Annotated in this window: 13 protein-coding genes, 1 pseudogene and 1 riboswitch; of the genes and pseudogenes, 6 read left to right on the forward strand and 8 right to left on the reverse strand. The window is 71.6% G+C overall.

Translation table 11 applies throughout. The annotated features are described in order from the left end of the window. The 6 genes and pseudogenes from ACFTZL_RS31665 to ACFTZL_RS31690 form a co-directional block, all read right to left on the reverse strand. A pseudogene (locus ACFTZL_RS31665) lies at positions 1-376 on the reverse strand (hypothetical protein); the annotation flags it as partial. A 56-nt stretch (positions 377-432) separates the two neighbouring features. Beyond that, on the reverse strand, positions 433-1,356 hold the full coding sequence (gene metF, locus ACFTZL_RS31670) for a methylenetetrahydrofolate reductase [NAD(P)H] (protein ID WP_382589611.1): 924 nt from the start codon (positions 1,354-1,356) through the stop codon (positions 433-435). Positions 1,357-1,461: 105 nt separating this feature from the next. Next, positions 1,462-2,121, reverse strand: coding sequence for a thiamine phosphate synthase (thiE, locus tag ACFTZL_RS31675; protein ID WP_382589613.1), 660 nt, complete (start codon positions 2,119-2,121; stop codon positions 1,462-1,464). A gap of 430 nt (positions 2,122-2,551) precedes the next feature. Then, a complete protein-coding gene (locus ACFTZL_RS31680) occupies positions 2,552-2,917 on the reverse strand; it encodes an Rv2175c family DNA-binding protein (RefSeq protein ID WP_382589616.1) in 366 nt (121 codons plus the stop codon). Between the two features lie 77 nt (positions 2,918-2,994). Then, positions 2,995-4,236, reverse strand: coding sequence for an NAD(P)/FAD-dependent oxidoreductase (locus ACFTZL_RS31685; RefSeq protein WP_382589619.1), 1,242 nt, complete (start codon positions 4,234-4,236; stop codon positions 2,995-2,997). A gap of 32 nt (positions 4,237-4,268) precedes the next feature. Continuing rightward, entirely contained in the window at positions 4,269-4,619 is a 351-nt protein-coding gene (locus tag ACFTZL_RS31690; protein ID WP_382589622.1) for a hypothetical protein, read from the reverse strand. Between the two features lie 52 nt (positions 4,620-4,671). Next, a riboswitch (TPP riboswitch) is annotated at positions 4,672-4,783 on the forward strand. Here ACFTZL_RS31690 and thiO point away from each other — a divergent pair. From thiO to ACFTZL_RS31715, 5 genes are all read left to right on the forward strand, one after another. After that, a complete protein-coding gene (gene thiO, locus ACFTZL_RS31695; protein WP_382589625.1) occupies positions 4,781-5,950 on the forward strand; it encodes a glycine oxidase ThiO in 1,170 nt (389 codons plus the stop codon). Its footprint overlaps the riboswitch before it by 3 nt. Further along, on the forward strand, positions 5,947-6,147 hold the full coding sequence (thiS, locus tag ACFTZL_RS31700) for a sulfur carrier protein ThiS (protein WP_382589628.1): 201 nt from the start codon (positions 5,947-5,949) through the stop codon (positions 6,145-6,147). The genes thiO and thiS overlap by 4 nt, the downstream gene beginning before the upstream one ends. Before the next feature lie 2 nt (positions 6,148-6,149). Then, positions 6,150-6,947: a thiazole synthase gene (locus ACFTZL_RS31705; RefSeq protein WP_382589631.1), complete on the forward strand. Its 798-nt coding sequence runs from the start codon at positions 6,150-6,152 to the stop codon at positions 6,945-6,947. 92 nt (positions 6,948-7,039) lie between these two features. Beyond that, on the forward strand, positions 7,040-8,974 hold the full coding sequence (gene pknB / locus ACFTZL_RS31710) for a Stk1 family PASTA domain-containing Ser/Thr kinase (protein ID WP_382589634.1): 1,935 nt from the start codon (positions 7,040-7,042) through the stop codon (positions 8,972-8,974). A 59-nt stretch (positions 8,975-9,033) separates the two neighbouring features. Next, positions 9,034-9,912: a deoxyribonuclease IV gene (locus tag ACFTZL_RS31715; RefSeq protein WP_382589637.1), complete on the forward strand. Its 879-nt coding sequence runs from the start codon at positions 9,034-9,036 to the stop codon at positions 9,910-9,912. A gap of 10 nt (positions 9,913-9,922) precedes the next feature. Here ACFTZL_RS31715 and ACFTZL_RS31720 read toward each other — a convergent pair whose 3' ends face one another. Then, positions 9,923-10,573: a sulfite oxidase-like oxidoreductase gene (locus ACFTZL_RS31720; protein ID WP_382589640.1), complete on the reverse strand. Its 651-nt coding sequence runs from the start codon at positions 10,571-10,573 to the stop codon at positions 9,923-9,925. 175 nt (positions 10,574-10,748) lie between these two features. On the opposite strand from ACFTZL_RS31720, the gene bfr reads away from it, so the two are divergent. Then, positions 10,749-11,225, forward strand: a complete 477-nt coding sequence (gene bfr / locus ACFTZL_RS31725; protein WP_031107638.1) for a bacterioferritin — start codon at positions 10,749-10,751, stop codon at positions 11,223-11,225. A gap of 7 nt (positions 11,226-11,232) precedes the next feature. Here the strand turns inward: bfr and ACFTZL_RS31730 are convergent, their stop codons facing one another. After that, complete coding sequence (locus tag ACFTZL_RS31730; RefSeq protein WP_382589642.1) at positions 11,233-11,466, reverse strand: bacterioferritin-associated ferredoxin; 234 nt, start codon at positions 11,464-11,466, stop codon at positions 11,233-11,235. Positions 11,467-11,580 lie beyond the last annotated feature (114 nt).

Genomic DNA, 11,580 nt, shown 5'->3' on the forward strand with positions numbered 1-11,580 from the left:
CGCGGCGGTAGTCGCCGCCTTCGTCGCCGTAGCCGCCGCCCGCGGCCTCCAGGCCGGAGACCTCGAGGGTCGGCTCCTGGCGGCCCCGCTCGCCGCGGCCGCGCTTGCCGCCGCCCAGCATCGGGGCGTTCATCGCCCAGCCGGCCGCGAAGCCGCTGCGGAACGACAGGGTGACGTAGGTCTGCCCGACCGCGAAGGCGGCCGCGCCCAGTCCGATCACGACGACCGACGGGATCAGGACACCGACGACGACGCCGAGGAAGCCGGCGAAGGCCAGCAGCCGCCAGCGCAGCCGCGCCTTGTACTGCAGCAGCACCTCGCCCAGCAGCCACAGCGCGACGATGCCGAACGCGATGTAGAGGACCGCCCAGCCCATGTACGCCCCTCTCCCAGTCGCCGCTACGCAGTGTGTCGTATACCGGTGCGAACGGTCTAGGCCTGCGGTGGGTGGTGCAGGCCCAGGTTTTCGTAGATTTCCAGGGTCGCCGTGGAGTTGTTGAGCGTGATGAAGTGCAAGCCGGGCACTCCCTCGGCGAGCAGCCGCGCACAGAACTCCGTGGCGAATTCGATACCAATGGAGCGTACAGCCGCCGGATCGTCTTTTGCTGTGAGGATCCGCTCTTTCAGGGCGGCCGGGAACGCGGCGTTGGTGAGGGACGGGATCCGCGCCAGCGACTTCACACTGGCGATCGGCATGATCTCGGGGATGATCGGGGTGTCGCAGCCGGCGGCCGCGACCCGGTCACGCAGCCGCAGGTAGTCCTCCGGCTGGAAGAACATCTGCGTGATCGCGTAGTCCGCGCCCGCGCGGCACTTGTCCACGAAGTGGCGGACGTCGGCATCCCACTCGCTGGAGCGCGGGTGCATCGCGGGGAAGGCGGCGACGCCCACGCAGAAGTCGCCGGACGCCTTGATCAGCTCGACCAGTTCGGCGGCGTAGGCGAGGCCGCGGGGGTGCGGCACCCAGTCGCCCATCGGGTCGCCGGGCGGGTCGCCGCGCAGGGCGAGCATGTTGCGGATCCCGGCATCGGCGTACTGGCCGATGATGTTGCGCAGGTCGGCGACCGAATGGTCGACGGCCGTGAGGTGCGCGATCGGGGTGAGGGTGGTGTCGGAGGCGATCGCCTCGGTCGCCTTGACCGTGCCCGCGCGGGTGGAACCGCCCGCGCCGTAGGTCACGGACACGAAGTCGGGCGCCACCGCCTCGACCCGGCGCAGCGCGTTCCACAGGTTCCGCTCGCCCTTCGGAGTCTTGGGCGCGTAGAACTCGAACGAGTACGTCGTCTTGCCGGTCGCGAGCATGTCGCGGACGGTGCGTGCGTGGTCCGACCTGATGGATGCGGTGCCGAGGGCCATACCGGCAGGTTAGCCAGGGGCGGTCTGTCCCCCAACCGGGCATCGATATTTGCCCGATTTGTGTACTTGTTGTCCACCCCTTGGACAAACCGGCCAACCGGCGTACTACTTCTCCCGCAGCCTCTTCGCGAACTCGGCCGCCGCCGCGCCCGGGTCGTCGGCCTCGGTGATCGCCCGTACGACGACGACGCGCCGGGCGCCCGCTTCCAGGATCCGGTCGAGGTTGCCGAGGTCGATGCCGCCGATGGCGAACCAGGGGCGGTCGGTGCCGAGGGCGGCGGTGTACCGGACGAGGTCCAGGCCGGGGGCGTGGCGGCCGGGCTTGGTGGGGGTGGGCCAGCACGGGCCGGTGCAGAAGTAGTCCACGCCGTCCTGTGCGGCTGCCGCGGCGGCCTCGGACTCGGCGTGTGTGGAGCGGCCGATCAGGACGTCGTCGCCGAGGATCGCGCGGGCCGCGGGGACCGGCAGGTCGCCCTGGCCGAGGTGCAGCACGTCGGAGCCGGCGGCGTGGGCGACGTCGGCGCGGTCGTTGACCGCGAGCAGCTTGCCGTGCCGGGCACAGGCGTCGGCGAAGACGGCGAGCTGCTCCAGCTCCTCGCCCGCCTCCATGCCCTTGTCCCGCAACTGCACGATGTCGACCCCACCGGCCAGCACGGCATCGAGGAACTCCACGAGATCGCCCTGCCGCTCGCGGGCGTCGGTGCAGAGGTAGACCCGGGCGTCGGCGAGCTGAGCCCGTGCGGTGGTGGCGGTGGTGGCGGGCATGCGTGTCCCCCTGGGTGTCGGTGGCGGGCGGGTGCGGACACCCGTGCCGGTGGCGGTGGCGTACGGGCTGCGACCAGGGCGCCGGAGCACCCCGTGCCGGTGCCGGCAGGGCGGCGAGGCCACTCTGCCGGTGACAGGCGGCCGGCGGCCCACTGTCGGTCGCTGCCCGCAAGGGGCCACGGCAAGCCCCGGGCAGGCCCCGAGTCTCTCACCCGGACCGGGCAGCAGCCGAGCCCCGACGGAGGCGGAGGCCGACCCGGCCCAAGACCCCGGCAGGGGTCCCGCAGGGCCCGCCCCGGCGGCCCACGCCCCGTAGCGGGCGCGAGCCACCCAGGGACCGTGGCCCCGCGGGCCTCGGCCCGCACTCCGGGCAGTGGTTCAGGTCCGGCCCCGCTCGCACGGCACCGGACGGTTGTCCGTCGAGGTCGGGTCAGACCGCGAGCGCCTGGGCGCGGCGCTTCACCTCCGTGCCGCGATTCTCACTCAGTGCCTGCGCCGGGGTGCCGGGCAGGCTCGGGTCGGGGGTGAAGAGCCACTCCAGCATCTCCTCGTCCGTGAAGCCGTCGTCCCGCAGGAGCGTCAAGGTCCCGGACAGGCCCTTGACGACCTTGTCCCCGTCGATGAAGGCGGCGGGGACGTGCAGCGCGCGGTTCTCACCTCGGCGTACGGCGATGAACTGGCCGTCCTTGACCAGCTGCCGCACACGCGTCACCTCGACACCGAACTGTTCGGCGATGTCGGGGAGGGTGAGCCAGGCGGGGACGAGAGCATCGATCTTTGCGTCAATCTCGGTCACGGAACCAGCCTGCCATCCGCCACTGACAGTCGGAAGTCAGCCCGGCCCACCCGGACGGACAACACGCTCCCCGACAGCTACGCCGTCGCCGCCTTCAGCGGCCTCGCCGGGTCCTCCAGCAGCACCGGATTCATGGCGGCGCCCGACTCGATCAGGCGACGCCCCTGCGCCAGGTCCCGGGGGCGCCCCACCGCCAGCAGCGCGACCAGCCGGTCGCCGCGGAGCCAGCAGACCGTCCAGGCGGGCCCGGCCGGGTCGCCCCGCCACAGGGTCGTGTCGGCGCCGGCGTGGTGCCCGGCGTACTGCACGAACCGCCCGAACTGCTCGGACCAGAAGTACGGCACCGGGTCGTACACCGCCGCGGTCTCCCCCGAGGCCCGGCCGACGATGTTCAGGGCCACCGTGCGCGGCCCCTGGAGGGCGTTGTCCCAGTGGTGCACCAGCAGGCGCTCGCCGTACCGCCCCGAGGGGAAGGAGGCGCAGTCGCCGACCGCGTACACGTCCGGCACCGACGTACACAGGTGCCGGTCGCACACGATCTCGCCCTGGGAACCCAGCTCCACTCCGGAGCCGGTCAGCCACGCCGTGGCGGGGCGGGCGCCGATGCCGACCACGACCGCGCCCGCCGGCAGCCGCGTGCCGTCGTCGAGCAGCACCGCCCCGGGCTCGACGCGCTCCACGCGCGCGTGCGTGCGCAGCACCGCTCCCGCGTCGGCGTACCAGCCGGCCATCGGGGCCGCGACCTCGGCGGGCAGTGCCCCGGCGAGCGGCCGTTCGGCGGCCTCCACGACGGTCACCGCGCAGCCCGCCTCGCGCGCGGCCGTGGCGAACTCCGCGCCGATCCAGCCCGCGCCGACGACCACGATGTCGTGCTTGCGGGCCAGCACCGGCCGCAGCCGCTCGGCGTCGTCCAGGGTGCGCAGCAGATGCACGCCCGGCACGCCCTCCGCGCCGGGCAGCCGGACCGGCTCGGCGCCGGTCGCGACGACGAGGACGTCGTACGGCACGGGCCCGTCCTCGGTGTCCAGCTCGTGATCGCCGGGGCGCAGGCCCAGCACCTCGCAGCCGAGTCGCAGTTCGATGCCGAGGGCCTCGAAGTCGAGGTCGAAGGCGGAGCCCTCGGCCTTGCCGAGCAGGACGGCCTTGGACAACGGGGGCCGGTCGTACGGCTGGTGGGGCTCGGCGCCGATGAGGATCACGGCTCCGGTGAAGCCCTGCTCCCGCAGAGCGACCGCGGTCTGCACACCGGCCATGCCCGCACCCGCCACGACCACGCGCCGCGGCGCGGACGGACCTGGTTCCTGCGTCTGCTCGCTCACCTGATCACCATAGACACCTGACGTTTTGTCAGTCAGTGCTCATGCGCAGTGACCTGCTCCACAACGCTCGTCCCGCTGCCCTGCTGCGACTCCCACTCCCACGTCTCCTCCAGCCGCACCCGCCCGCCGGTCAGCTCCACGACCGTCGACACACAGTGCCCGGAGGAGGTGGTTCCGTCCTGCTTGAGCTGTACGTACCGGAAGTCCAGCCTGTCACCTTCCCGGGTACCCACGAGGTGGCCGCGTACGACGTCGCCGCCGGTGTACTCGGCCCAGATCTCGCCGTCCTTCTCGTGGTACGTGAACCGGGTGCGGGTCCCCACCTGGCCCGGCGCCTGGTCGGCGACCGGGGCGAGGAGAAGACCGTCGAGGGATCGGGCCATGCGCGGAGGCTCCCTTACTGCGGCATACGGCATCGGGCTAGGGTGGCCAACGTAGAGCACTCGCGGGAGCCCGGACGCACCGGGCTGAGAGGGAGGCTGGCGGCCTCCGACCGTACGAACCTGATCCGGGTCATGCCGGCGAAGGGAGGGGCTGGACGCCCATGTCGCGTACGCCAACGTCAGACGTCCTCGTCATCGGGGGCGGCATCATCGGCCTGGTCACCGCGTGGCGGGCCGCGCAACGCGGGCTCGCCACGGCCGTGGTGGACCCCGAGCCGGGCGGCGGGGCCGCCCAGGTGGCGGCCGGCATGCTGGCCGCCGTCACGGAACTGCACTACGGCGAGCAGACCCTGCTCGGTCTGAACCTCGCCTCCGCCCGGCGCTACCCGGACTTCGCGGCCGAGCTCACCGACCTCACGGGCCACGACCTCGGCTACCGCCGCTGCGGCACGCTCGCCGTCGCTCTGGACGCCGACGACCGGGCCCATCTGCGCGAACTGCACACCCTGCAGCAGCAGTCCGGCCTGGAGTCGCAGTGGCTGTCGGGGCGGGAGTGCCGTCGCCTGGAGCCGATGCTCGCGCCGGGCGTGCGCGGCGGGCTGCGGGTCGACGGCGACCACCAGATCGACCCGCGGCGGCTGTCCGGGGCGCTGGTGACGGCGTGCGAGCGGGCGGGCGTGGCCTTCCACCGGGTGTGGGCGGAGCGGCTCACCGTCGTACGGGACCGGGCCGCGGGCGTCGTCACGGCCGACGGGACCGTCCTGGACGCCGGGCAGGTGGTGCTGGCCGGGGGCAGCCTCAGCGGGCGGCTCGCGGACGTCCCCAAGGATGTGCTGCCTCCCGTGCGACCGGTGAAGGGGCAGGTCGTACGGCTGACCATGCCGGGGCGGCACGGGCCCTTCCTGAGCCGGACCGTGCGCGCGGTCGTGCGCGGCAGCCATGTCTACCTGGTGCCGCGCGAGAGCGGCGAGCTGGTCATCGGGGCGACCAGCGAGGAGCTGGGCTGGGACACCACCGTGACCGCGGGCGGCGTGTACGAGCTGCTGCGCGACGCGCACGAGCTGGTCCCGGGCGTCACCGAGCTGCCGTTCACGGAGACCCGGGCCGGACTGCGGCCCGGCTCCCCCGACAACGCGCCGCTGCTCGGCCCGACCGGTCTCGAGGGACTGCTGCTGGCCACCGGGCACTACCGCAACGGTGTCCTGCTCACGCCGGTGACCGGCGACGCCATGGCGCACGCCCTGACGGCGGGCGAACTCCCCGAGGAGGCCCGCCCCTTCACCCCGAAGCGCTTCAGTACCGCGACCGCACTCACGGAGCAGCCCGTATGAACATCTCCGTCAACGGGGAGACCCGGGACGTCCGGCCCGGAACGGCTCTCGACACCGTCGTGAGGTCGCTCACCGCCTCGCCCTCCGGAGTGGCCGCCGCCCTCAACGAAACCGTCGTCCCGCGCGCACAGTGGCCGTCCACGTCCCTCGCCGAGGGAGACCGCGTGGAAGTACTCACCGCCGTCCAAGGAGGCTGACCATGGCCGACGATCCGTTTGTCCTCGGTGGTACGTCCTTCACGTCCCGCCTGATCATGGGCACGGGCGGGGCGCCCAGCCTCGAGGTGCTGGAGCGTTCGCTGGTCGCGTCCGGGACGGAGCTGACGACGGTCGCGATGCGCCGGGTGAACCCCTCGGTGCACGGTTCCGTACTGTCCGTCCTGGACCGGCTCGGCATCCGGGTGCTGCCCAACACGGCGGGCTGTTTCACCGCCGGAGAGGCCGTCCTCACAGCCCGTCTCGCGCGCGAGGCCCTCGGCACCGACCTGGTCAAGCTGGAGGTCATCGCCGACGAGCGCACGCTGCTGCCGGATCCGATCGAGACGCTGGAGGCGGCCGAGACGCTGGTCGACGACGGGTTCACCGTGCTGCCGTACACCAATGACGACCCCGTGCTGGCGCGCAAGCTGGAGGACGCCGGCTGCGCGGCGATCATGCCCCTCGGCTCGCCGATCGGCTCCGGGCTCGGCATCCGCAACCCGCACAACTTCGAGCTGATCGTCGAGCACGCGCGCGTGCCGGTGATCCTGGACGCCGGCGCGGGTACGGCGTCCGACGCGGCGCTGGCGATGGAGCTGGGCTGCGCGGGTGTGATGCTCGCCTCGGCGGTGACACGGGCGCAGGAGCCGGTCCTGATGGCCGACGCGATGCGGCATGCCGTGGAGGCGGGGCGGCTGGCGTACCGGGCCGGGCGCATTCCGCGGCGGCATTTCGCCGAGGCGTCGTCTCCGACGGAGGGAAGGGCCGCGCTTGATCCGGAGCGCCCCGCTTTCCAGTAGGCGCCGGCGTACACGTCACAGGTCAGTCGCAGTACCGGCCCGAATCCGGACGGGGCGGCGGGCTGTCGGTCGTGGCTCGTACACTCGCCTCCGTGGACACGACCCTTCAGGACCCCTTGGTCGGGCAGGTGCTCGACGGCCGGTACCGCATCGACGCGCGTATCGCCGTCGGCGGGATGGCGACGGTCTACCGGGCTGTGGACACCCGGCTGGACCGCGTTCTCGCGCTCAAGGTGATGCACCCCTCGCTCGCGGTCGACAGCTCGTTCGTCGAGCGGTTCATCCGCGAGGCGAAGTCCGTCGCCCGGCTGGCCCATCCGAACGTGGTGCAGGTCTTCGACCAGGGCACCGACGGCTCGTACGTCTATCTCGCCATGGAGTACGTCGCGGGCTGCACCCTGCGGGACGTGCTGCGCGAGCGCGGGGCCCTGCAGCCGCGCGCCGCCCTGGACATCCTGGAGCCGGTCCTGGCCGCGCTGGGCGCCGCCCACCGCGCCGGATTCGTGCACCGGGACATGAAGCCGGAGAACGTCCTGATAGGGGACGACGGCCGGGTGAAGGTCGCCGACTTCGGACTCGTCCGTGCCGTGGACACGGTGACGAACACCACAGGGACCGTGCTCGGCACGGTCGCGTACCTCGCGCCCGAGCAGATAGAGAACGGCACCGCGGACCCCCGTGTCGACGTGTACGCGTGCGGGGTGATGCTGTACGAGATGCTGACCGGCGACAAGCCGCACGACGCGGACTCCCCGGCCGTGATCCTGTACAAGCACCTGCACGAGGACGTCCCGCCGCCGTCGGCCGCCGTGCCCGGTCTGGCCTACGACCTGGACGAGATGGTGGCCTCGGCGACCGCCCGCACCCCTGACATCCGCCCGTACGACGCGGTGGCGCTGCTCGCGCAGGTCCGCGACGGGCGCGCCGGGCTGAGCGCGGAGCAGTTGGACGTGGTGCCGCCGCAGGCGCTCACCTCGCAGCACGACGGCGCCGACGACCGTACGAGTGTGATCCCGCGCGCGCTGGCCACGCTGCGCCCCCTGCCGGTCAACGAGGACGACGAGCCCTCCGAGGCGGCGCTCAACCGCACCAGCCGTTTCGAGTCCCCGCCGCCCCCGCCGTCCCGGCGCCGCTCGGGGTCCCGGCGCGGCCCGCTGGCGATCGTCGTCGCCGTTCTGCTCGTGCTGGGCCTGGGCGGCGGCATCTGGTACATCAACTCGGGCCAGTTCACCGAGGTCCCGCCACTGCTGGCGAAGACGCAGACCGAGGCCGAGAGCCGGCTGGAGGACGCCGGGCTGGATCTCGGCAAGGTCGAGCACGCCTACAGCGACACCGTGGAGCGGGGCCAGATCATCAGCTCCGACCCGAAGTCCGGGGCGCGTATCCGTGGCAACGACTCGGTGAGCATCACCGTGTCGGACGGCCCCGAGACGGTGCGCGTGCCCGCCCTGGAGGGCCAGAAGCTGGCCAAGGCGCGGGCTCAGCTCAAGGAGGACGGGCTGGAGCCGGGCATGGTCACCCGGGAGTTCAGCGAGGACGTGCCGAGGGGCTCGGTGATCTCCGCGCGGCCCGCCGACGGCACGAAGGTGCGCGCGGGCACGGGTGTCGCGCTGGTCGTCAGCAAGGGCAGCCCCATCGACATCCCCGACGTCTCCGGCGCGGACGAAGCCGACGCCCGGGCGCAGCTGCAGGACGCCGGGCTCAAGGTGAAGGTCGCGACCGAGCGGGTCAACTCCTCCGAGTTCGACAAGGGCCAGGTCGTCAAGCAGACCCCGAACGCCGGCGGCCGGGCGGCCGAGGGCGACACGGTGACGCTGACGCTGTCCAAGGGCCCCGAGATGATCGAGGTCCCGGACGTGGTCGGCGACAGCGTCGACGACGCCACGCAGGCACTGGAGAGCGCCGGGTTCCAGGTCGACGAGGACCGCGGTCTGCTCGGACTGTTCGGCGACGAGGTCAAGGGGCAGTCCGTCGAGGGCGGCCAGACCGCGCCCAAGGGTTCGACGATCACCATCAAGATCAGGTGACGAGCGCGGGCGGGGAGCCCGTGGACGGGGCAGGGCCGGCCGCATGACACCCTGAACGGGTGAACAATCAGCTCTCCGGCCCCTCCCGCAACCCGGTGGGCGGCCACGTCCCCGTGGCCGGTGGGCTGCACTCCGTCGGTCTGTCGTACGCCCGTGATCTGAAGGCGGAGACCGTCCAGGTCTTCGTCGCCAACCCGCGCGGCTGGGCCACACCGGCCGGGAATCCCCAGCAGGACGAGGCGTTCCGCGCGGCATGCGAGGCCGAGTCGATCCCGGCGTACGTCCACGCCCCCTATCTGATCAACTTCGGCTCGCACACCGAGGCGACGGCGGAGCGGTCGGTGGAGTCGCTGCGGCACTCGCTGCGCCGCGGGCGGGAGATCGGGGCGCTGGGCGTGGTCGTGCACACCGGCAGCGCGACCGGCGGCCGGGAGCGGTCCGTGGCGCTGAAGCAGGTGCGGGAGCGTCTGCTGCCGCTGCTGGAGGAGCTGACCCACGACGACGACCCGTATCTGCTGCTGGAGTCGACGGCCGGCCAGGGCGCCTCGCTGTGCTCGCGGACCTGGGACTTCGGCCCGTACTTCGAGGCGCTGGACGCCCACCCGATGCTCGGCGTGTGCCTGGACACCTGCCACATCTTCGCCGCGGGGCACGACCTGACCGGCCCGAGCGGCATGCACCAGACGCTGGACCTGCTGGTGGACACGGTCGGCGAGGGCCGGCTGAAGCTGATCCACGCCAACGACTCCAAGGACGTGGTCGGGGCGCACAAGGACCGGCACGAGAACATCGGTGTGGGCCACATCGGCGAGGACCCGTTCCGGGCCCTGATGACGCACCCCGCGACCGAGGGCGTGCCGCTGATCATCGAGACGCCGGGCGGCAAGGAGGGGCACGCGGCGGACGTGGAGCGGCTGAAGAAGCTGCGCGACTGCTGACAGCTTCCGATCAGAGGTCGGGGCCGTCCCCGGGCTCCTCCTGGTACGAGTAGCGCTGCTCCTGCCACGGGTCGCCGAGGTTGTGGTAGCCGCGCTCCTCCCAGAAGCCGCGCCGGTCGGCGGTCATGTACTCCACGCCGCGCACCCACTTGGGGCCCTTCCAGGCGTACAGGTGGGGCACGATCAGGCGCAGCGGGAAGCCGTGCTCGGCGGTGAGGAGTTCGCCGTCCTTGTGGGTGGCGAACAGGGCTTGCTCGGAGGCGAAGTCGGACAGCCGGAGGTTGGAGCTGAATCCGTACTCGGCCCACACCATCACATGGGTGACGTCGTCCGCGGGCGGAGCGATGTCGAGGATGGTGCGCGCGGGAACCCCGCCCCACTCGGCGCCCAGCATGCTGAACTTCGTGACGCAGTGCAGATCGGCCACGACGGTGGTGTACGGCAGGGCCGTGAACTCCTCGTGGGTCCAGCAGTGCTTGCCGCCGCCGGCGGTGGCGCCGAAGACCCTGAACTCCCAGCGCTCGGGCCGGAACTTGGGGACGGGCCCGTAGTGCGTGACCGGCCAGCCGCGCTGCAATCGCTGTCCCGGCGGAAGCCCGGGCTGCGTCGCTCCTGCTGAATCGCGCCCTTCTCCCGATTCGCGTCCCACCGGCTGACCCATGTGTCCATCCTGACAGACCTCGGGTAATGCCCCTGACCCGGGCCATTCCAAAACAGGGCATTCAGAACTAAGCATGCCCTTACTTACTAAGTGAAGACTTACTGGACGATCTTCTTCCGCGGTGGAATCATGCGGCGCAACCTGCCAGTTCTTACGCGTGGAAGGAGCCTCTGCGATGCAGGGCGACCCCGAGGTCCTCGAATTCCTCAACGAGCAGTTGACCGGCGAGCTGACGGCGATCAACCAGTACTGGCTGCATTACCGGATCCAGGACAACAAAGGCTGGACCAAGCTCGCCAAGTACACGCGTGAAGAGTCCATCGATGAGATGAAGCACGCGGACAAGATCACCGAGCGCATCCTCATGCTGGACGGCCTGCCCAACTACCAGCGGCTGTTCCATGTCCGGGTCGGGCAGACGGTCACCGAGATGTTCCAGGCCGACCGGCAGGTCGAGGTGGAGGCGATCGACCGCCTCAAGCGGGGCATCGAGGTGATGCGCACCAAGGGCGACATCACGTCCGCGAACCTCTTCGAGTCGATCCTCGAGGACGAGGAGCACCACATCGACTATCTGGACACACAGCTCGAGCTCATCGAGAAGCTCGGCGAGGCGCTGTACATCGCGCAGCAGATCGAGCAGCCGAGCTGAGGCCTGCCTAGGCGGCGTCTTCCAGTTCCGAGAGCACCGGCTCGCCCTGGTCGGCCAGGTCGCGGCGTGGGCACGCGCCCCTGCCGAGGATCGCCTGGATACGGCGTACGCACGACCCGCAGTCCGTGCCCGCCTTGCAGGCGGAGGCTATCTGGCGGGGAGTGCAGGCGCCGCTGTCCGCGTGCTGTTTGACCTGCTGCTCGGTGATCCCGAAGCAACTGCAGATGTACACGCGGTTCACCTCCCGGCGGGGTTTCGTTCTCTGGTGCCCTCCCGTTGATCGGTGAGGCTAACCTAACCTTACCCGCCGGGTGGGAGCCACAAAAGTGGAGAGGGGCGCGGATCGTGTGATCCG

Origin of the sequence: Streptomyces sp. NPDC056948 (assembly GCF_042674225.1) — a bacterium.
Taxonomy (GTDB): Bacteria; Actinomycetota; Actinomycetes; order Streptomycetales; family Streptomycetaceae; genus Streptomyces; species Streptomyces purpurascens.

What these genes read in the sequence shown, in the direction of transcription:
- metF (WP_382589611.1), bottom strand. Translation starts at nt 1,356, where the DNA reads ATGGCCCTCGGCACCGCATCCATCAGGTCGGACCACGCACGCACCGTC.
- thiE (WP_382589613.1), bottom strand. Translation starts at nt 2,121, where the DNA reads ATGCCCGCCACCACCGCCACCACCGCACGGGCTCAGCTCGCCGACGCC.
- ACFTZL_RS31690 (WP_382589622.1), bottom strand. Translation starts at nt 4,619, where the DNA reads ATGGCCCGATCCCTCGACGGTCTTCTCCTCGCCCCGGTCGCCGACCAG.
- thiO (WP_382589625.1), top strand. Translation starts at nt 4,781, where the DNA reads ATGTCGCGTACGCCAACGTCAGACGTCCTCGTCATCGGGGGCGGCATC.
- thiS (WP_382589628.1), top strand. Translation starts at nt 5,947, where the DNA reads ATGAACATCTCCGTCAACGGGGAGACCCGGGACGTCCGGCCCGGAACG.
- ACFTZL_RS31705 (WP_382589631.1), top strand. Translation starts at nt 6,150, where the DNA reads ATGGCCGACGATCCGTTTGTCCTCGGTGGTACGTCCTTCACGTCCCGC.
- ACFTZL_RS31720 (WP_382589640.1), bottom strand. Translation starts at nt 10,573, where the DNA reads ATGGGTCAGCCGGTGGGACGCGAATCGGGAGAAGGGCGCGATTCAGCA.
- bfr (WP_031107638.1), top strand. Translation starts at nt 10,749, where the DNA reads ATGCAGGGCGACCCCGAGGTCCTCGAATTCCTCAACGAGCAGTTGACC.